Genomic DNA, 19222 nt, shown 5'->3' on the forward strand with positions numbered 1-19222 from the left:
TCCCGGGCCCTGCTGATGTGAGGCCTTCGCAATGACGTTGTGCGCTGACCGCTGGACCGCTCCCTGCCCGCCGAACCGGCGCCTTGCCCTGGCCTTGCTGCTGCCGACCCTCGCACTGGCCGCAACCGTGAGCGCACAGAACCTGCCGCCTCGTGCGCAATGGCAGGCCAGCGCGTCATCGCAGCAGGTTCCGGCGATGGCGATCAGCCACCTGATCGACAACGATCCGAAAACGGTGACCGGTGGCGCGTTCAGTCCCGGCCATTGGTTCCAGATCGATCTCGGCAAACCGGCGATGCTGGCCGGTGCGCGCCTCACCTGGGATGTCTCCAACCCCGAAGGCTATTCGCTGCAGACCTCGCTCGACGGCAAGCAGTGGCAGAGCGCCTATGTCATGGCCGACTCGCTGGGCGGCATCGAGACCCTGTATTTCGCGCCGCGCCAGGCTCGCTATCTGCGCCTGGCCAGCCCGCAGCGCACCTCCGACTGGGGCGTCTCCATCTTCGAGATGGAGCCGCTCGACGCTGCACTTACTGCGCGGGTGACCGGCCTGGATGCCGCCCAGTCCGCTGGGCTCTGGCAGGGCGGCGGCACGGTTGCCATCCCCGCAGGCAAGGGTGGCATCCACACGCTCGACATCACCCTGCCCCGTGCGCAGCCAAGCACCGGGCTGGCGGTGGATTGGGCCAACGTGCACGGCGCTGCACGGCTGCAGGCGCAGGATGCGAAGGGCCGCTGGCACGAACTGGCGCACGATGCGCAGGCAGCGAGCCGGCAGCAGAGTTGGCTGGCAGCCGACGTCCCGCTCGACCTGCAGGCACTGCGGCTGACCGTGGAAGGCGATGCACCGCAGATCAAGCGCATCCGCCTGCTCGGCCCGAAGGCGGTGATGACGCCGATGAAGCGCTACCAGATCGCCGCCAGCGGCGCCCAGCGCGCCTTGTTCCCCGCGTCGCTGCACATGCAGCAGACCTACTGGACCGCGGTGGGCGTGCATGCCGGCCGGCAGAAATCGATCTTCGACGAATACGGCAACATCGAGGCCTACAAGGGCGCACCGCTGGTGCAGCCGATCTGGCGCAGTGCCGATGGCCGCGCGGCCGGTGCCGCCGAACATCCCGTGCAGCACGCCCTTCGCGATGGCTGGAAGCCGATGCCATCGGCCACCTGGTCACCGCAACCGGAGCTGGAACTGCGCAGCGAAGCCTTCGCCATCGAGCGCGACGGGCAACCGGTCACCTTCGTACGCCATCGCCTGCGCAACACCGGCAGCACGGCGATCGAAGGCACGCTGATCCTTGCGGTGCGACCGATGCAGATGAACCCGCCGTGGCAGAACGGCGGGCTGTCGCCGATCCGCGAAGTGGCCGTTGCAGGCAACGCCGTGCGCGTCAATGGCCGCACGCTGCTGCAGTCACTCACCGCGGTGGATGCCGCCGGCGCCGCGCCCTTCGGCAACGAAGGCGACACCGAGATCACCTCGGCCATCGCCAGCGGGCAACTGCCTGCCGCGCAGCAGGCAAGCGATGCCGCAGGCCTGGCAGCGGCGGCGTTGAGTTATCGCGTCAGCCTGGCACCCGGTGCCAGCGATGCGGTGGTTGTGGCCTTCCCACTTGGCACCGCCACCGCCGATGCCAATGGCGTGCTGCCGCAAGCACCGACCCTCGACCTCGCATCGCTGCCGCGCGATGGCGACAAGGCCTTCGACACGCTGGCCAGCCGTGCCTCCGCCGATTGGCAGGCGCGCCTGGGCCAGGTTGGCCTGCGCCTGCCCGATCCTTCGCTGGTGGACATGCTGCGCGCGCAGGCCGCGTACATGCTGATCAACCAGACCGGCCCGGCGATGCAGCCCGGCCCACGCAACTACAACCGCTCCTTCATCCGCGACGGCATGGCCACCTCGGCCATGCTGCTGCGCATGGGCGAAGCCAAGGTCGCGCGCGATTACCTGGCCTGGTACAGCGAACATGGCGTGCACGGCAACGGTCTGGTGTCGCCCATCCTCAACGACGATGGCAGCGTCAACACCGGTTTCGGCTCGGACATCGAGTACGACAGCCAGGGCCAGTACGTCACCCTGGTGGCCGACGTTGCACGGCTGGATGGCGGGCCGGAAAGCGTGCGCGCCTATCTACCCAAGGTGAAGGCCGCGCTGCGCTTCCTGCAGGAACTGCGCGAACGCACGCTGGTGCCGGGCTACATGGCCGACCAGCCCGCACCGGAGCGCTTCGCCGGCATTCTTGCGCCGTCGATCAGCCACGAGGGCTACCCATCACCCACCCACAGCTACTGGGACGACTACTGGGGTCTGAAGGGCTGGCATGACGGCGCGTGGCTTGCCGAATCACTGGGCGACCACGAAACCGCGAAGTGGGCGCGCGAACAGTACAAGGCGTTGTATGACGCCTTGCATGCCTCGATCCGCGCAACGATGGCATGGAAGGGCATCGACTTCATTCCCTCGTCGGCCGACCTCGGCGACGGCGACCCGACCGGCGTGTCGATCGCGCTGGACCCGACCGGCGCACAAAGCGTGCTGCCCGCCGAGGCCCTGCGTACCACCTTCGCCCGCTACCTGGACGATGTGCGCAAGCGCAACCAGCCCGGTGCGCTGTATGCCTACACGCCGTATGAAATCCGCAACGTGCTGAGCTACGTGCATCTGGGCCAGCCTGAAGCGGCCGATGAGTTGCTGCAGGGCCTGCTGCACGATCGCCGGCCGCTGGAATGGCAGGTGCTGGCCGAGGTCGTGCATTCGCGGCTGCGCTTCCCGCGCTACCTGGGCGACATGCCGCACACCTGGATCGGCGCCGAATACGGCCGCACCCTGTTCGGCATGCTGATGCGCGAGGACGATGATGCGCTGTCGCTGCTGCCGGGTACGCCGCCTTCCTGGGTGGCCGGTGAAGGCCTGGCCGTCGACCGCCTGCCCACTGCCTATGGAACCCTGCAGATGCAGGCGCACCAACGCGATGGAACGCTGCAGGTCTCGCTCGGCAAGGGACTGCGCAAGGGCACGCCGGTACGTGTGTGGTGGCCGAGCCGCACCCTGCCGAAGGACGTACGTGTCGACGGGCGATCGGTACAGAGCTTCGACAAGGACGGGGTGCTGCTCGATGGCCCGTTCCGTATGCTTGAGGCACGCTGGTAATGACGCCCCTGCAGGAACCGAAGTGATCGAACTTCTACTCAATGGCGGCCCGGTTGCCGCCACTACCGACGAACAGCTGGCCAGCGCACTGGCGCTGGCCGCATCCCTGCCCCAGTTCGAGCTGTGGGCATCGGTGCCCGATGGGCCAACGCTGTGCATGCTGCGCAATGCGGAGCACGCGTGGCTGATGTACCTGCACGAGCCGGGCGACGGCGGCTTCCATTCCTGCGGAAACGAACATCGCGCCGGCAACGCCTATTTCCGGCTCGACAACGGCCAGGTGGATGGCTATCCGCTGGCATGGTGCATCGACCTCGAGGCGTGCTTCGCTGCGATCCGTTTCTTTCACGGCAATGCAGGCGCCCGTCCGGAGCACATCGATTGGCAGTCCTGACCCCGGTAGAGGCCGACCTTGGTCGGCATGCCCCGCCGGTAGAAGCCGACCTTGGTCGGCACACCGTCCGTCGAGCAAGCTCGACGCCTACCAAGCGGCATCGCTAGAACCCCGGCAGCCCCGGCGGATTGGTCTGCGATTGCGGCACCGCTTCTTCGGCCACATTCCAGCGCGCCAGCACCTTCGCGTAGGTGCCGCTGCTGATCTGCGTGTTCAGCGCCTGGGTCACCGCGTCGGCCAGGCCGCTGCCCTTGCGCGTGGTCACCGAGATCGCCGCCGCGTCCGGCCAGCCGCCCGGGAACAGGCCAACCCGGCGCACCTTGCCATCGCGTGCCGAATAGGCGCCGGTGGCATTCGGCTCGAACGACACATCCGCGCGACCGGTGATGACCGCCAGCCGCCCGATCACCGCATCATCGAAGTACTGGTATTGCACCGGTTTCAGGCCAGCGGCGATGTTCTGCTTGTCCCATTGGCGCAGGATCTGATCCTGGTTGGTGCTCGCGCCCACCACCACTTTCAGCCCGGCCACGTCGGCGGGCGTGGCGATCTTCTGGATCGGCCCGTCGGTGCGGGTGTAGATGCCCAGCAGGTCGAAACGGTAGCTGGAGAAATCGAACTTCTTCTTGCGCTCTTCAGTAACCGTCACGTTCGACAGCACCGCATCGTACTTGCCCGATTCCAACCCCAGCGGCCAGTCGGCCCAGGCCACCGGCACCACCACCAGCTTCAGGCCGAGGCCATCGGCGATCAATCGTGCGATATCGGGCTCCACGCCCACCACCTCCTTGCTGTCGGCACCGTAGTCGGCCAACGGCAGCTGGCCCGGATGGGTGGCGATGGTGAAGGCACCCGGGGTGACGAAACGGTAGCCGGTCGGAATCAGCGCCTGCGCTTTCGGATCGGGCGTGCCCTTCAGTATCTCCGCATTGCTGGCTGCAAGCGATGTCGCCGCAACAGGCACGCCATCGGGGCCCTGGCGTACGCGCGAGTAGACGATGCCGGCGATGCCGATGACCAGCACACCGACGATCAACAGGGTGCTGCGTGCGGGACGTCGCTGCGATGCTGGGCTCATGGGGTTTCTCGAAAGGGGTTACAGGGTCTTGGCCAGGAAATCGGCGGTGCGTTGCTGGCGCGGGTGTTCAAACAGCGCGTCCGGCGTGCCCTGCTCGATCACCCGGCCCTGGTCCATCATCACCACGTGGTCGGCCACACGGCGGGCGAAGCCCAGTTCGTGGGTGACGATCACCAGCGTGGTGCCGGAACTGGCCAGCTCCTCGATCACGCTCAGCACCTCGGACACCAGCTCCGGGTCCAGCGCGGAGGTCGGCTCGTCGAACAGCAACACCTTCGGCTGCAGGGCCAGTGCGCGGGCAATGGCCACGCGCTGCTGCTGGCCACCGGACAGCTGGCGTGGGAAGGCATCGGCCTTGTCGGCCAACCCCACCCGCTCCAGCAGGGTGCGCGCCTGCTGCTCGGCCTGTGCCCGCGAAATGCCGCGCACGGCGATGGGCGCTTCGATGATGTTCTCCAGCGCGGTCATGTGCGGGAACAGGTTGAAGCCTTGGAACACCATGCCGACTTCCGCGCGGCGCCGGCGGATCTCGCTTTCCGGCAGCTCGTACAGGGTGTCGCCGTCGCGGCGGTAGCCAATCAGCTGGCCGCCCACGGTGACGAAGCCACTGTCAGCGCGTTCAAGATGATTGATCAGCCGCAGCAGCGTGGACTTGCCGGCACCGGACGGACCGATCAGCACGGTCACGCTGCCCGCCTTCAGCTCCAGGTGCACGTCATCCAGCACCGTCTGCTCGCCGAAGGCCTTGCCCACACCCTGCAGTGAAACGGCGGCGCCCGTGCCCGCCTCGATCGGCACGGCAAAGGCCGCGCGACTGGGTACGCGTGCGCTGGGCGGCGCTACGGGACGCGGCGGCGTCGACGGTACCCGCGACACGTTGCGCTCATGCTGCAACTGGCCGCGGGCGAAACGCTGCTCCACCCGCCGTTGCAGCAGCGACAGCACCGTCAGGATCACCAGGTACCAGACCGTGGCCACCATCAGCAGCGGCACCACCTCCAGGTTGCGGCGGTAGATCACCTGCACGGTGTAGAACAGCTCCGGCAGCGCCAGCACGTAAACCACCGAGGTGCTCTTGGCCAGCCCGATCACATCGTTGAACGCCGCCGGCAGGATCGAACGCATCGCCTGCGGCAGGATGATGCGGCGCACCTGGCGACCGCGCGGCAGGCCCAACGCGGCGGCCGCTTCGTACTGGCCGTGGTCGACCGACAGGATGCCGCCACGGATCACCTCGGCCGAGAACGCGGCCTGGTTCAAGGTGAGGCCGAGTACCGCCGCAGTGAACACGCCGATCAACTGCGTGGTCGGGTACGAGAAGAGGCTGATGCCGGTGAACGGCACGCCCAGTTCGATGGTGCTGTACAGGTAGCCCAGGTTGTTCAGCAGCAGCAACAGCACCAGCAGCGGAATCGAACGGAACAGCCACACGTAGCCCCACGACACCGCCGACAGCAGCGGTGAACCGGAGACGCGGGCCAGGGCCAGCAGGGTGCCCAGCGCGAAGCCGAGGCCGGTACCGAGCGCGGTCAGCAGCAAGGTCCGCCCCAGCCCTTCCAGTACCGGGCGGGCGAAGAACCATTCGGCGAACGTGCCCCAGCCCCAGCGCGGGTTGCCCAGCACCGACTGCAGCCCGATCAGGATCAGCGCCAGTGCCAGCACCGTACCGATCACCTGCAGCGGGTGCCGCGCCGGCACGATCTTCAGCGTTGTGGCCGGCTGGCGGGGAATGCCCTCGATAGCGGTGGACGGTGTGCTCATGCCACCGCTCCGTGCAGTGCGATGGCGGGCGCGACGCCCACCTGCGGCTGCGGCACCAGTTGTTTTTCGAACGGCAGATGCGCGATGGTTTCCGGGTCCGCATCCAGATCGAACAGCGCGGTGTAGCCGTGGCTGAGGTACAGGCCGACTGCCTCCGGCTGGCGGAAGCCGGTGGTCAGGAACACGCGTCGATAGCCCTGCCGCGCAGCCTGGTCTTCCAGTTCCTGCAGTACGCGACGGGCGATGCCCTGCCGGCGCAGGCCAGGCAGCGTCCAGATACGCTTGAACTCGGCGGTATCGTCGTCGCGATGTGGCATGAACGCGCCGCCGGAGATTGCCACGCCGTCGCGCAGCAGCAGTACGAACGCACCCACCGGGGCCGCGAACGCTGCTGCCGGGTAGCGCTGCAGTTCTTCGCGGGCGCTGCCACCAATGCGCCGGCGCACGTCCGCATAGCGGTTGTCGTATTCCTGTTCCAGGCCGTCAAACAGCGGCCGCGCCAACGGGTCATCCACCGCGGTGTACAGGAAGCGATCGTTGTCGTACCGCACGCTCATGCCACGTCCTCCACCAGGTAGTGCTCGGCCAAACGCGCCCACAGGCTGGCCGCGGGGGCGATGGCCGCATCGTTGAACACATAGCGCGGGCTGTGCAGCGGCGCGCTGTCACCGTTGCCGATGAACACGAAACTGCCCGGCCGCGCCTGCAGCAGGAAGGCGAAGTCCTCGCTGGCGGTACGCGGTGCGAATGCCTCCACCACCTGCCCGGCGCCGAAGCCCTGCACCGCCACCTCGCGGATGTACGCAGTCTGTTCGGGGTGGTTGATCACGCTGGGGAAGCCGCGCGGGAATTCGATCTCGGCACGCGCACCAAACGCGGCGGCGGTCTGCTCGGCAATGTCGGTGACCCGTCGGCGCAGCGTATCGCGCACCTCCGGCAGGTACGCACGCACAGTCAGCTTCAGCTCGACCACATCGGGGATGACATTGGCCGCCTGCCCACCGTGGATCGAACCGACGGTGACCACACCCATCTGCCGCGGATCGACATTGCGCGACACCACGCTCTGCAGCGCGGTGATGATGTGTGCAGCGGCCAGGATCGGGTCGACGCTGCCCTGCGGCTCGGCGCCGTGACCGCCCTTGCCGATCACCCGCAGCCGCGCCCAGTCCACCGAAGCCATTGCGGGTCCGTCGACGAACCCGAAGTGACCCACCGGCACACCCGGCCAATTGTGCAGGCCATAGATGGCATCGACAGGGAAGCGTTCGAACAGGCCATCGGCGATCATCTTCGAAGCACCTGACCCGGTTTCCTCGGCCGGCTGGAACACCAGCTGCAACGTGCCATCGAATCGGCCGTGGTGTGCCAGGTAGTGGGCGGCCGAGAGCAGGATGGCGGTGTGGCCATCGTGGCCGCAGGCGTGCATCAGGCCTTCGCGCTGGCTGGCATAGGCCAGCCCGGATTCTTCATGGATCGGCAGCGCATCGATGTCGGCGCGCAGGCCCAACCGGCGACTGCCCTGCCCGCGCTGCAGCGTACCGACCACACCGGTGCCACCGATGCCGGTGCTGACCGCGTAGCCCCATTGCTGCAGCAGTTCCGCCACGCGGGCACTGGTGCGGTGTTCTTCGAAGGCCAGTTCCGGGTGCTGGTGCAGGTCATGGCGGATCGCGATGGCCTCGTCGGCACGTGCCGCGATCTCGGGCAGTACGCCCGTTGCCGGCGAATTCCTCCGGGCATGGCCCGGCGCTACCGAGGTATCTCCGCTCATCGCCTTATCCCACCTTCCGCGCCGGCTCGGCGTCGGTCGCATAACGGCTCGCCTTGCGTGGCAGGCCCAGGTGGTCGCGCAGAGTCTCTCCTTCGAGCTCACTGCGGTGGTAGCCGCGCGCTTCCAGCAAGGGCAGCACAAGGGTCACGAAATCATCCAGGCCTTCGCGCTGCGCGGCGAAGCCGAGGATGAAGCCATCGCTGGCACCGGCGTCGAACCAGCGGATCAGTTCGTCGGCCACATGTTCCGGCGTGCCGATGAAGTTCGGCCGCGGGCTCACCGCCTGCAGCGCCACCTGGCGCAGGCTCAGGCCCTGCTCGCGCGCGTCCTGCTTGATGCGGTCGGTGGTGGAGCGGAAGGAATTGGCACCGATATCGCCCAGCTCCGGGAACGGCGCGTCCGGGTCGTACTGGCTGAAGTCATGGTGGTCGAAGAAGCGGCCGAGATACGCCAATGCATCGTCCAGCCCCGCCAGCGCAGCAATCGCCTGGTACTTGGCCTCGGCTTCTTCCGCCGTACGGCCAACGATCGGGCCGATGCCCGGGAAGATCTTGACGTCCCCGGCGCTGCGGCCATGGGCGATCGCCGAGTTCTTCACCTTCTGGGTGAACGCACGGGTCTCCTCCAGCGACGGCGCGTGGGTGAACACCGCATCGGCGTACTTGCCGGCCAGCGCAATGCCATCGTCGGACGAACCGGCCTGGAAGATCACCGGCTGCCCCTGCGGCGAGCGCTGGATGTTGAGCGGACCTTCCACCTGGAAGAAGCGGCCCTTGTGGTCGAGGCGACGGAACTTCTCCGGTGCGAAGAACGTGCCGCTGTCGCGGTCGCGCACGAACGCATCGTCATCCCACGAATCCCACAGGCCCTGCACCACCTCAAGGTACTCATCGGCAATCTGGTAGCGCAGCGCGTGTTCCGGATGCGGGCGGCCGTAGTTGCGGCCCGAACCTTCCAGCGGCGAGGTCACCACGTTCCAGCCGGCGCGGCCACCGCTGAGCACGTCCAGCGAGGCGAACTGGCGGGCTACGGTGAACGGATCGCTGTACGAGGTGGAAAGCGTGCCGGCCAGGCCGATCTTCTTCGTTGCCGTCGCCAGTGCCGACAGCAGCGAGATCGGCTCGAAACGGTTGAGGAAATGCGGGATCGACTTCTCATTGATGTACAGGCCGTCAGCAACGAAGCCGAAGGCGATGCCGTTGTCCTCGGCGGTGCGCGCGATATCGATGTAATAGCCCAGGTTGACGCTGGCATCGGGCGCGTTGGACGGATGCTTCCAGGCATGCATGTGGCTGCCGGGGCCCTGCAGCATGATGCCGAACGGGATGGGACGCGGGGTCGTGCTCATGGGGTCGCTCCAGCAGTCAGGCCACCGCCGCGCGGGGAGCGGGCGACAGCAGTTCAAGGGACGTCAGGCGTGCGTCGAGGTCGGCCACCGGCGCGTCGAGGATGAATTCACCCACGCCGAAGCGTCGATGCAGCGCATCCAGCTCGCTGCGTACGTGCTGCGCGTCGCCAGAGAGCACGCTGGGGCGTGTTTCTTCGACGCGGAAATCAGTGACACCCACCTGCCGTGCGTACTCGGCAGCGGCCTCGGGGCTGGGCAGGTTCACCGTCTGTCCGGGGCCCAGGTGCAGCTTGTAGACCCGCAGCGCGCCGATATGGCGCGCAGCGGCCTCGCTGGTGGGCGCGGCGAAGGCCACCGTTGCCAGCAACGGGGCGTGCGCGGACACCGTGCGATACGCCTCGAAGGCGGCCTCGATGTGCTTCGGGTCACCGTCGAAATGCGCGGCATACACGAAGCGCCAGCCCAGTTCCGCAGCCTGCCGTGCGCTCTGCGGGCTAGCGCCAAGCAGGAAGCGCTCCGGCGACGTCTGCGGAATCGGCCGCGCCTGCGCATCAGCCTGCGCATCGGACAGATACCCTTCCAGGTCGCGCAGCTGCTGGTCGAAATCGGCGAATGCCGGGCGACCGGCGGCCAGTGCGGCAGTCGATGCCGGCAGACCGCCCGGTGCCTTGCCCACGCCCAGATCCACGCGCCCCGGCGCCAGTGCCGCCAGCAGGTTGAAGTTCTCGGCCACCTTGTACGGTGCGTAGTGGCGCAGCATCACCCCGCCACTGCCGATGCGGATGCGCCGGGTCTGCGCCAGCACCCACGCCGCCAGTACTTCCGGTGCCGGGCTGGCCAGCGTCGGCGCCGCGTGGTGCTCGGCAAACCAGTAACGGTGATAGCCCAGCTGCTCGGCACGCTGCGCCAGTTGCAGGCTGTTGCGCAGCGCCTGTTCCGGCGTGCTGCCGTCGGCCACTGGGCTCTTGTCCAACACGCTGGTGAGGTAGCTCATCGTCACGTCCTCGCTCAGGGATGGGCCACGGGAATGCCCAGCAGGCCGTTCAGCGCCGCCAGGATCGGCTCGGCACCGGAGATGTACTGGCGCTGCTGGTACTCACCACTGGCGTGTTCATTGACCACGCCCTGCGGCAGCACCAGCTTCGGCAGCGACTGGTCCTGCTCGCCGATCTCGGCAATCACCTCGCGGCGCGGCCGGCTGAAGCCGATACGGCGCACGTCCAGTTGCGCGTCCAGGCCGTCGATGCTCGACAGCGCACCTTCCAGCAGCAGGCTGTGCCGGCAGAAGAAGCGTTGTCCGGGCAACTGGCCGTCCTCGAACTCGCGGTCCAGCAGGAACAGGATGGGTTTGTGGGTTGCGTCTACAGCCACGGAATCGTCCTCGTAGGGGCCGGCAATGCACTGCCGCTTCGATATCGATGCTAGAGAAGGAAGGCCCGATGCCAGCGCCAGAACTCGACAATCCACGGTCGGATCCGGCCATGCAGATGCAGGTTGGCAATAAGCAGACTGCCGGCCGTTATGGGCGCGGGTGGCGTCAGGCCGCCTGTGCAGGCGCGCGCCAGCCCAGTGCCGGCGCGATGTCCTCGATCACCGTAGTGAGGATGCGCCGGTAGTCCTGCTCGGGCAGCTCATAGGGCAGTTCCACGCGAAGCTCGTCCACCTGCTGCAGCAGCGGATCGGTCTGCAACCGCGCGATGATCTGCGCCGTGCTGCCGACCACGTCGGGTGCGAACATGGTGCGACGCGGCCCTTGCGGGGCCAGGGTGCGCGCATGCCGCTGCGCACTGAAGGCGTCGATCCGCTGGCGCGTGGCCGCATCCACACCATCGGTGGGCACCAGCACCCGCCCCACCGCCACGCGGCGCGGGCTGTCCACCGGCAGTGCAGCGCGATAGGCCTGCAGGTGCTGCAGCTGAGCGACGAAGAAGTCATCACTCAGCTCGGCGCGGTTGACGTTGCCCAGCAGCAGATGCAGCCCCTGCTCACCCGCCGAACGCGCCGACTGCAGAGAGCCAGCGCCATACCAGACCCGGTCCACCAGCCCCGGCGCATGCGGCTGCAGTCTCGGCCGATAGCGCGTGGCAGCATTGCCGACCTCGGCATCGTCGGCACCCAACGGCTCCCCCCGCAGCGCTTCCAGCAACCGCGCCACCCGGCCATGGGAAAAGTCGATGTGCGCAGGGTCGCTGTCGTACAGCAGTGGCCCAACCAGTTCCCCGTGTGGCGGCGCGCCGGTACTGACGCCCACCTGCAGCCGGCCACCGGCCAGCGCATCCAGCAACGACAGATCCTCGGCCAGGCGGAACGGTGCTTCATAGCCCAGCTGGATCACTGCACTGCCCAGCTCGATGCGCGTGGTGTGCTGGCTGGCCGCCGCCAGGAACACCGCTGCCGAGCTGATGCCCGGTTCCAAGTGACGGTGGCGCACCCACGCGCCGTCATAGCCCAGCTGTTCGGCAAACGCGATCAACGCCAGCGTCGCGTCCAGGCCCGCGCGTGGTTGTTCCGGCAGATAGCTTCCGGGCGTGAGGAACGCCAGGTGCCGCAGCTGCACCGCCATGTCCTAGGCGATCCTGCGCAGCGGCGCCGGCAGCGCCGCCGCCAGTGGCGCCAGGTGTCCCGCTGCACGCTCGGCCGCCAGTTGGATGCGCGCCTGCAGTGCAGCACTGTTGATGCGGTCGCCGTCGAAGTCGGCCGGCGTGGCATACACCCCGATCGGCAACGTATGCGCCTGCAGGAAGCTGAAGAGCGGCCGCAGCTGATGGTCGATCACCAGCGCGTGGCGCTCGCTGCCACCGGTCGCGGCCAGCAGTACCGGCGTATCCACCAGAGCGTCCAGTTCAATGAAGTCGATCAGGTGCTTGAACAGGCCCGGATAGGACCCACGATACACCGGCGTGGCCGCTACCAGCAGCTGCGCCGATTCAATCGTGGCCAGCGCGCGCTCCACCTGCGGCTCCACTTCACTACGCTGCAGCGCCTGCCCCAGCGAGCGCGCGATCGGCGCCAGCTCGACCAGCTCCACGCTGATGTTGACCCGCTCTCGCAGCTCTTCCAGCAGATGCCGCACCAGCAGCAACGTGCGCGAGTTGGCCGATGCCGTCGGCGAACCAATCAACGCAACCACATTCAATGCAGATGACATGAAACGCTCCCATGTAGCGCCGAGCCATGCTCGGCTGCGTGTTGCATGAACCTCAGAACCGATAGTTGACGCGCCCGTACCAGAACGTCCCGACGTTGCTCAGCACATCACCGCTGTCCCAGGTGGTCTCGATGCTGGCCACATCGGTGGCGCTGCGTGCGTACGCGGGCACCTTGCGGGTGCGCTTGTCGAACAGGTTGTTGATGCCCAGTGCCGCGCTCCAGCCCGCACCCAGCTCCACCCCGCCGGACAGGTTGGTCACCAGCACCGGCGGCTGCTTGTACTCCACGCCGTTGTTCAGGCGCTTGATCGGGCCGTAGTAAGTGAAGTCCACGTTCGAGCGCCAGCGCCCGTTCTGCCAGCCCAGCCCCGCCACCTGCGTGTACGACGGCGTGCGGAAGCGCAACGCGTACTCACTCGACTTGGTCAGCAGGTTGATGTTCGGCAGCCCCTGCAACGCCTGCGGAATCGCGCTCACCTTCTGGATGGTGGTGCGGCCCACGTTGGCCGCGTAGGTCCAGCGCAGCTTGCCCCACTGTGTTTCCTGGTTCGCTTCCAGGGTCAGCTCCACACCGCGCGTGCGGGTGTCGCCCACGTTGGTGAAATAGCTGGCGTAGAACGCATCACCGGGCAGGATGCTGATGCCGGCCGTACCCAGCAGCGCATCAATCGTGTTCTTCTGCGCAGCGGTCAGCACGGTGCCGCTGTTGTCGGTCACCCGCGCCGGGTCCTGCGCGTTGTAGCCGATCTGGCTGGACTGGCCGAGTTGGCCGCGAATGTCGATCTGGTACGCATCCACCGCCAGATGGAAGGCCGGGCTCGGGTCCCAGGTTACACCGAGGCTGTAGTTGGTGGCTTTCTCCGGCTTCAGCGGCGTGGCGCCCAGCGCCACCGCTGCCGGCGAAGCGACCTGCGCCACCAGCGTGGTACCGCACGGGCAGCTGCCGGTGGCCTGGTAGAACTGCGCCCCCAGGCTCGGCGCGTGGAAGCCGTTGCTGACCGTGGCACGCACACCCAGCGCGTCGGTGAAGTCGAAGCGCGTGGTCAGCCGACCGGTCGACACCGTGCCGAAGTCGGAATGGTCTTCCCAGCGCGCGGCCGCATCCAGGTACCAGCGCGAGGTGATGTTGGTCGCCGCACCTGCGTACACCGCCTTGCTGTTACGGGTGGCCTTCACCGCATCGGCGGTGGAATAGCCCACGAACGCGGCCGCACCGAAGCCGGTGTACGACTCCCACTGCCCTGCCCCGCGCTCGTACTGCTCGTGCTGGTATTCGGCACCGGCACTCACTTCCAGCGGCGATGCGAAGGCCGCCACCTCGAAGCTGCGACGAAGATCGAGGTTGGCAATGCCCTGCTGGTAGTCCAGCTTGCCGTCGTAGAAGTCGGTGGGCGAGCCAGGGTACGGCAGCGAATAGTTCACCGAATTGCGGGTGTAGGTGCGCACCGTGTTGCGGTTGCCGGTCAGGCTGACGTCGTAGTTCCAGCCCGCAACCTGCCCCTTCACCCCGGCCGTGCCGGTGTACTGCTTCTCCTTGGTTTCCAGCACCGGCAGGAAGCCGTCGGGAAACACGCTCAGCACGCCCGGCGCCCTGTAGGTGGTGAAGATCGTCGCCGGCAGCCGGAAATTCTGGATCGCCTGCGCGGTACGGTCACTGGCCGTCGCATTGGCGTAGAACTGCGCGTTCTCGCCCAGCCCATGGCCCACGTTCACCGCGAAGGCCTTCAACGCATACGACGGCGAGCTGAGGATGATGTTGGCCTCCGCATCGCGCCCGGCCTCGGCCGGGTTCGGCGACGCACCTGTCGGCAGCCGGTTGTTCGGCCGCAGCGCCACCAGGTTGCCGTTGCCGTCCACCGCCGGATAGCTCAGGTAGCCATCGATATAGCGTCGCGTGCGGATCGCATGGTGCTGGCGCGTGCTCTCGCCGGACAGGTTGATGAAGCCATCCTCGCCCCAGGGCAGGCCGATGTTGGCGCGCACGCTGGTGCGGCTGCCGTCACCATCGGTGCTCTGCCCGCTCTCCACCGACACGTCGCCACCGTGCGCCTGCGACTTCAGGATCACGTTGATCACCCCGGTGATCGCGTCCGAACCGTAGATGGCCGATGCGCCATCACGCAGTACTTCCACGTGGTCGATGGCCGACACCGGAATCAGCGCCAGATCGGCCCAGGCGTGGCCCGGATAGCCGCCACCGTTGGCACCACTGACGTACGCACTGGCGTTGCGCCGCTTGCCGTTCACCAGCACCAGCGTGTAGCCCGGCGACAGGTTGCGCAGCTGGTAGCCGCGGATCAGGCTTTCCTGGTCGCTTTGATAGCCACCAATCTGGCTGAGCGACGGCAGGCTGCGCTGCAGCGCTTCCAGCAGGTTGGCCTGTCCGGTAGCTGCCAGGTCCTCGGCGGAAATCACGTCGATCGGTGTCGAACTGTTCTTCACCGTGCGCGTACCGGTGCGCGAACCGGTCACCACCACCGCATCCAGCGTGGACGCGGCAAGGTTGGCGGAAGTGGCAGTGGTCGCCGACGGCGCATCGGCATCAGCCGCATACGCCGGGGCAGCGGCCAGGGCGGCGGCAATCAGAAGGGAGAGCGTGGACAGCGCAGGAATGTGGGCAGCAGGCATGGGGGCTCGTGGGGGTGGGCCGGAGACACGCCTCCATTCAAGGGCCCACGCCCAACGCGCAACAGCGGATATCGCGTCATGTGACCGTCACATCGCGCCAGCCACATGACCGCTGGTAATGACCTTACGCAGCCGCGCCGGTGCACTACTGTCTGTAGAGCCGAGCCCACGCTCGGCTGCTATTCGCGACCGCGTCAGAATGCATCCACCCCTTCCGGTATTGAGCCGAGCGTGGGCTCGGCTCTACAAGAAGGGAGCGACCGCTCCATATACCCCGCGGGCATCACCTCATGCCCGCGCGCCACTCAGCGGCACGTGCCTGCGTCGGTAGCATCAAGCCATGCCCACCCTGCCTGCCGAACCGAACGCGCCCACCGTCGCCATCGTGGCCTGCCACGGCCAGGGCCTGTTCGAATTCGGCTGCGCGGTTGGCCTGTTCGCGCCCATCCGCCCCGAACTGGGCGTGGCCTGGTACCGCACCCAGCTCTGCGCTGGCGAGCCCGGTGCGCTGCGCATGCTCGGCAGCGCGCAGGTACAGCTGCCCTACGATCTGAGCGCCGTCGACGACGCCGACATCATCGTCATTCCCGGCTGGCGCGAACCCAGCGAGCGCCCACCGCAGGCGCTGCTCGATGCCCTCACCCGTGCCCACGCGCGCGGCGCACGCATCACTTCCATCTGCTCCGGTGCATTCGTGCTTGCGTGGGCCGGCCTGCTCGATGGCCGCCAGGCCACCACCCACTGGCGGCTCACCGAAACGCTGGCCCGCGAATTCCCACGCATCCACGTACGCGACGACGTGCTGTATGTGGACGCCGGCAGCATCATCACCTCGGCCGGGTCGGCCACCGGCATGGACATGATGCTGCACATGGTGCGCAAGGATTACGGCGCGCGCGTAGCCAACCTGGTCGCCGAACGACTGGTGCTGGCGCCGTGGCGCGATGCCGAACGCAGCCAGCGCGTCAGCCGCGCGATCCCGCTGGGCGAGCCCACGCGGCTGGCGAAACTGATGGAATGGATGCGGCGCAATCTGCGCGAACCGCATTCGCTGGGCAGCCTCGCCGAGCAGGCCGCGCTGAGCCAGCGCACCCTGCAGCGGCAGTTCCTCGAAGCCACCGGCCTGTCGCCCATCGACTGGCTCATCCGCGAACGCGTGGCCTACGCACGCGAACTGCTGGAAACCACCGACCGTCCACTGCAATGGGTGGCCGAACAGGCGGGGTTCGGTTCGCAGGAATCGTTCCGTCGGCACTTCCGCGGCATGGTCGACGCCAGCCCCATCGAATACCGCAACCAGCACCGCAGTAGCATCAGCGCCGACCGGCTGGTGGGCTGCTGACAGCCGCCCGGTCTTTCCACGCAGCCATCCACCCGGCAAGATGCAGGCACGCCCCGGCCTGCCGATGGAACGGTGATGACTGCTACCCCGTACAGGAACTACCGCTTCGGTATCGGCGTCTCGCTGGTCCTGGCCAGCCTCCTCGCCGCGCTCGGCCTGATCGCAGTCTGCACCCCGAATCTCGGCTGGGGCGTAGTGGCGTTGGTCACCCTCGCGCTGTGGGCTGGCGTGCCGCTGCTGCTGGTGCTCCTGCTGGCCTGGGTTCGCTACATGGTGCGCGAGCGTGGGCATGTGCCGGGCCGTGTGCATGCCGTGATGTTCCTGCCCACTGTCCTCGCCCTGCTCATCGTTCCGCTGGGGCAAGCGCTGCACAGTACCGTGGATACCGCCACCGGCGGCTCACGCGCAGCCATCGCCGAAACGCACATCAACCTCAGTGGCAATGCACTGTGGCTGGACACCTCCCCCTATGCCTCCACCTACTCCGGTGCCGGGCCTGACCTGCCCATGCAAGGCGACAGCCCCGAGCGCTTCGTTGCCTTCCACCGCTACCCGAACGCGCAGTCCGATGCAGACAGCGCCTTCCCCTACGACAACGCACGACTGAAACCAGGCATCGAGCACTACCATTACGGCGCCCCGCCCGGGGGCACCGGCACCCGCCTGCCACTGCGTCGCCAGTCCTATCCGGATACCACAGCGCTCCCCCCCGTGTGGGGCACATCGGGTGGGCCAGACATCGTCCACCTCTACTACCACTATGCCGACCACGTCGAGGTTGCCCCCGCGCTGGCGCGTCTGGCCGGCGCTACCGAATACGAGCTCGAGCGCAGCCGCGTGGAAGAGCTGGTGCAGTTCAGGACGCACAACTACGGCGCCGCGCCGATCGTGCGCCTGGAAATCAATGGCGCGACGCTGGACATCGGCGACGACGCCATCGCGCCCATTGCTGCGCCCCCCGCTGCGTGCACGGCTTCCAACCACCCCGCCGGTGTCGCGCTGTTGAATCTCGACCAGCCGCTACAGGTTCGCTGGCAGACTGCCGCCGCACCGCAGGAATGGCACAGCGCGCGCGTGCAGGTTCCTGCATTCCGCCAGCCACAGCCATTGGACGGCCAATCCACCCTGCAGCGTGTGCTGCTTTACGTTCTGCCCGACGACACGCTGGCAGCAGAGCGCTACGTGGAAGTGTCCGCGGGCGATTCGCGGCGTGCCATCAAGGCCACCGGCCTGCCTGCCAACGCGGCGGCGTACGCGACCTGCGGCAGCGCCAACGCCACCTATGGCGAAGACGCACCAGCACCGCTGGCAGACTGATCACCCGGACTGTCCCGCGCAGCGTCAGCCGCGTGCGCGTGCGTTGCGCGCATGTATCCGCCAGCACTGCGCCACGAAGCCAATCGCAAACACCACCGCACATCCCAGCAACGTCTGCAGGATCACCGGCGCCAGCGGCGCGGCCGCAATCGGATGCGCCACCGGCAGTCGCGTCAGCGTTTCATTCACGCCCGGAACCAGCGACAGCAGGAAGCTGAAAGACAGCGCGAATGTCGATAGATAAGGCGCCAACCGGCCAAGGAACCGCAGCCGCGCCGCAAGCACGCCACCGAATGCAATCAGCAGGATCACCACGCCAAACGCATGGCCTGGATTGAGCCCCCCGGTGCTGGAGACGGTGAACGACGTCACCACCGACAGCACCAATCCCAGCAGATAGAGCTTGCCTGTGCGCGTAGCTGGATCAATGGCGCGATGGCGGATGAATCCGTAAACACCGGCGACGATGGGAATCAGGCTGATCGCGGTGTGTACGACGCCCAAGGGAGAAAGCGGATGACTCATGGCAACCTCTGCTGGAGTTATGAACCTACTAGTAGGTAGATTAGATGGGCAAAAAGAAGACCCGCTTCGCGCAGGCCTTCCGGGAATCACTCAGACCGCCGCGCTCACCCGGGCAATCGACAACCGTGCCAGCGCCGCGAACGTCGCTGCATCACCAAAACCGCGTGCCGCCAGCATCGCGCCGTGCACCGACGCCATGAAGGCCTTGGCCTCGTCGGCAGGCGTGCCCTGCAGGCGAAGCTGACCGCGGGCCACGCCCTTCTCCAGCGTCACGGTCAGCCAGCTGGTCAGATCCTCGAAGTGCCCGCGCACTTCGTCGGCAACCTCCAGCGGAATCATCGGCATCTCGGCGGCCAGCATCGCGCAGATGCAGAACGACGCCGTGCCGCCGGCAATGCAGCTGGACCAGTAGTCCACGTACGCATTGAGCTCCTGCAGCGGGTCGCCCAGCTGCCGGTCCAGCAGCGCCAGGCCCTCGCGTGCCTCCGCCCGGTACAGCTCCACCACCGTGCGCACCAGGTCGGCCTTGCTGGGGAAATGGTGGTGGATGCTGGCCTTGCTGATGTTCACCCGCGCGGACACATCGGCATAGCTGAAACCGTTGTAGCCACCGGCCTCCAGCAGCGAACGGGCCTGGGCCAGGATCTCGTGGGCCTTGGGGGAGAGTGACTCTTTCATGGGTGCAAACCTACTAGTAGGTAGACTCAATGTCAACCGCCCTCCGCTGCGCTCGCCGGGCATGGCCCGGCGCTACC

General features: G+C 67.3%; 16 protein-coding genes. 4 read left to right on the plus strand and 12 right to left on the minus strand.

Annotation, left to right across the window (positions count from 1 at the left end):
- The first annotated feature begins 31 nt into the window (after window positions 1-31).
- Together QOL57_RS01620 and QOL57_RS01625 are read left to right on the plus strand one after the other, a co-directional pair.
- A complete protein-coding gene (locus QOL57_RS01620; protein WP_089240616.1) occupies window positions 32-3151 on the plus strand; it encodes a discoidin domain-containing protein in 3120 nt (1039 codons plus the stop codon).
- A gap of 22 nt (window positions 3152-3173) precedes the next feature.
- The gene (locus QOL57_RS01625) at window positions 3174-3545 is read left to right on the plus strand and encodes an Imm1 family immunity protein (RefSeq protein WP_157803073.1); all 372 of its coding nucleotides are present in this window, start codon (window positions 3174-3176) and stop codon (window positions 3543-3545) included.
- 103 nt (window positions 3546-3648) lie between these two features.
- Here the strand turns inward: QOL57_RS01625 and QOL57_RS01630 are convergent, their stop codons facing one another.
- The 10 genes from QOL57_RS01630 to QOL57_RS01675 all read right to left on the minus strand — a co-directional run bounded on the left by QOL57_RS01630 (window position 3649) and on the right by QOL57_RS01675 (window position 15283).
- Window positions 3649-4623, minus strand: coding sequence for an ABC transporter substrate-binding protein (locus QOL57_RS01630; RefSeq protein ID WP_089240612.1), 975 nt, complete (start codon window positions 4621-4623; stop codon window positions 3649-3651).
- 18 nt (window positions 4624-4641) lie between these two features.
- Window positions 4642-6384 (minus strand): amino acid ABC transporter permease/ATP-binding protein, encoded by a 1743-nt coding sequence (locus tag QOL57_RS01635; protein ID WP_089240610.1) that lies wholly within the window; start codon window positions 6382-6384, stop codon window positions 4642-4644.
- Window positions 6381-6941 (minus strand): GNAT family N-acetyltransferase, encoded by a 561-nt coding sequence (locus QOL57_RS01640; protein ID WP_089240608.1) that lies wholly within the window; start codon window positions 6939-6941, stop codon window positions 6381-6383. The genes QOL57_RS01635 and QOL57_RS01640 overlap by 4 nt, the downstream gene beginning before the upstream one ends.
- Window positions 6938-8158: a M20 aminoacylase family protein gene (locus QOL57_RS01645; protein WP_089240606.1), complete on the minus strand. Its 1221-nt coding sequence runs from the start codon at window positions 8156-8158 to the stop codon at window positions 6938-6940. Before QOL57_RS01645 ends, QOL57_RS01640 begins: the two co-directional genes overlap by 4 nt.
- 4 nt (window positions 8159-8162) lie before the next feature.
- A complete protein-coding gene (locus tag QOL57_RS01650; protein ID WP_089240604.1) occupies window positions 8163-9506 on the minus strand; it encodes an LLM class flavin-dependent oxidoreductase in 1344 nt (447 codons plus the stop codon).
- A gap of 16 nt (window positions 9507-9522) precedes the next feature.
- Window positions 9523-10500 carry an LLM class flavin-dependent oxidoreductase gene (locus QOL57_RS01655; RefSeq protein WP_089240602.1) on the minus strand — a complete coding sequence of 326 codons (978 nt, stop codon included), beginning with the start codon at window positions 10498-10500 and terminating at the stop codon, window positions 9523-9525.
- A 14-nt stretch (window positions 10501-10514) separates the two neighbouring features.
- Window positions 10515-10877 carry a DUF3088 family protein gene (locus QOL57_RS01660; protein ID WP_089240600.1) on the minus strand — a complete coding sequence of 121 codons (363 nt, stop codon included), beginning with the start codon at window positions 10875-10877 and terminating at the stop codon, window positions 10515-10517.
- Between the two features lie 166 nt (window positions 10878-11043).
- On the minus strand, window positions 11044-12069 hold the full coding sequence (locus QOL57_RS01665) for an LLM class flavin-dependent oxidoreductase (protein WP_089240597.1): 1026 nt from the start codon (window positions 12067-12069) through the stop codon (window positions 11044-11046).
- 3 nt (window positions 12070-12072) lie between these two features.
- Entirely contained in the window at window positions 12073-12654 is a 582-nt protein-coding gene (gene msuE / locus QOL57_RS01670; RefSeq protein ID WP_089240595.1) for an FMN reductase, read from the minus strand.
- Window positions 12655-12706: 52 nt separating this feature from the next.
- Entirely contained in the window at window positions 12707-15283 is a 2577-nt protein-coding gene (locus tag QOL57_RS01675; RefSeq protein WP_089240593.1) for a TonB-dependent receptor, read from the minus strand.
- A gap of 340 nt (window positions 15284-15623) precedes the next feature.
- On the opposite strand from QOL57_RS01675, the gene ftrA reads away from it, so the two are divergent.
- The gene (ftrA, locus tag QOL57_RS01680) at window positions 15624-16625 is read left to right on the plus strand and encodes a transcriptional regulator FtrA (RefSeq protein WP_089240591.1); all 1002 of its coding nucleotides are present in this window, start codon (window positions 15624-15626) and stop codon (window positions 16623-16625) included.
- A 75-nt stretch (window positions 16626-16700) separates the two neighbouring features.
- Complete coding sequence (locus tag QOL57_RS01685) at window positions 16701-17942, plus strand: hypothetical protein (protein ID WP_089240589.1); 1242 nt, start codon at window positions 16701-16703, stop codon at window positions 17940-17942.
- 24 nt (window positions 17943-17966) lie between these two features.
- On the opposite strand, the gene QOL57_RS01690 is transcribed toward QOL57_RS01685, so the two are convergent.
- Entirely contained in the window at window positions 17967-18467 is a 501-nt protein-coding gene (locus QOL57_RS01690; protein WP_089240587.1) for a hypothetical protein, read from the minus strand.
- A 90-nt stretch (window positions 18468-18557) separates the two neighbouring features.
- Window positions 18558-19145, minus strand: a complete 588-nt coding sequence (locus QOL57_RS01695; protein WP_089240586.1) for a TetR/AcrR family transcriptional regulator — start codon at window positions 19143-19145, stop codon at window positions 18558-18560.
- Between the last annotated feature and the right edge of the window lie 77 nt (window positions 19146-19222).

The sequence above is a fragment of the Stenotrophomonas sp. yr243 genome, assembly GCF_900184195.1.
Lineage (GTDB): Bacteria > Pseudomonadota > Gammaproteobacteria > Xanthomonadales > Xanthomonadaceae > Stenotrophomonas > Stenotrophomonas lactitubi.

Excerpts from the sequence above, each read along its gene's own strand:
- QOL57_RS01675 (WP_089240593.1), bottom strand. The coding sequence starts at position 15,283 with ATGCCTGCTGCCCACATTCCTGCGCTGTCCACGCTCTCCCTTCTGATT.
- QOL57_RS01665 (WP_089240597.1), bottom strand. The coding sequence starts at position 12,069 with ATGGCGGTGCAGCTGCGGCACCTGGCGTTCCTCACGCCCGGAAGCTAT.
- QOL57_RS01645 (WP_089240606.1), bottom strand. The coding sequence starts at position 8,158 with ATGAGCGGAGATACCTCGGTAGCGCCGGGCCATGCCCGGAGGAATTCG.
- msuE (WP_089240595.1), bottom strand. The coding sequence starts at position 12,654 with ATGTCATCTGCATTGAATGTGGTTGCGTTGATTGGTTCGCCGACGGCA.
- QOL57_RS01635 (WP_089240610.1), bottom strand. The coding sequence starts at position 6,384 with ATGAGCACACCGTCCACCGCTATCGAGGGCATTCCCCGCCAGCCGGCC.
- ftrA (WP_089240591.1), top strand. The coding sequence starts at position 15,624 with ATGCCCACCCTGCCTGCCGAACCGAACGCGCCCACCGTCGCCATCGTG.
- QOL57_RS01695 (WP_089240586.1), bottom strand. The coding sequence starts at position 19,145 with ATGAAAGAGTCACTCTCCCCCAAGGCCCACGAGATCCTGGCCCAGGCC.
- QOL57_RS01685 (WP_089240589.1), top strand. The coding sequence starts at position 16,701 with ATGACTGCTACCCCGTACAGGAACTACCGCTTCGGTATCGGCGTCTCG.
- QOL57_RS01690 (WP_089240587.1), bottom strand. The coding sequence starts at position 18,467 with ATGAGTCATCCGCTTTCTCCCTTGGGCGTCGTACACACCGCGATCAGC.
- QOL57_RS01630 (WP_089240612.1), bottom strand. The coding sequence starts at position 4,623 with ATGAGCCCAGCATCGCAGCGACGTCCCGCACGCAGCACCCTGTTGATC.
- QOL57_RS01650 (WP_089240604.1), bottom strand. The coding sequence starts at position 9,506 with ATGAGCACGACCCCGCGTCCCATCCCGTTCGGCATCATGCTGCAGGGC.
- QOL57_RS01640 (WP_089240608.1), bottom strand. The coding sequence starts at position 6,941 with ATGAGCGTGCGGTACGACAACGATCGCTTCCTGTACACCGCGGTGGAT.
- QOL57_RS01655 (WP_089240602.1), bottom strand. The coding sequence starts at position 10,500 with ATGAGCTACCTCACCAGCGTGTTGGACAAGAGCCCAGTGGCCGACGGC.
- QOL57_RS01620 (WP_089240616.1), top strand. The coding sequence starts at position 32 with ATGACGTTGTGCGCTGACCGCTGGACCGCTCCCTGCCCGCCGAACCGG.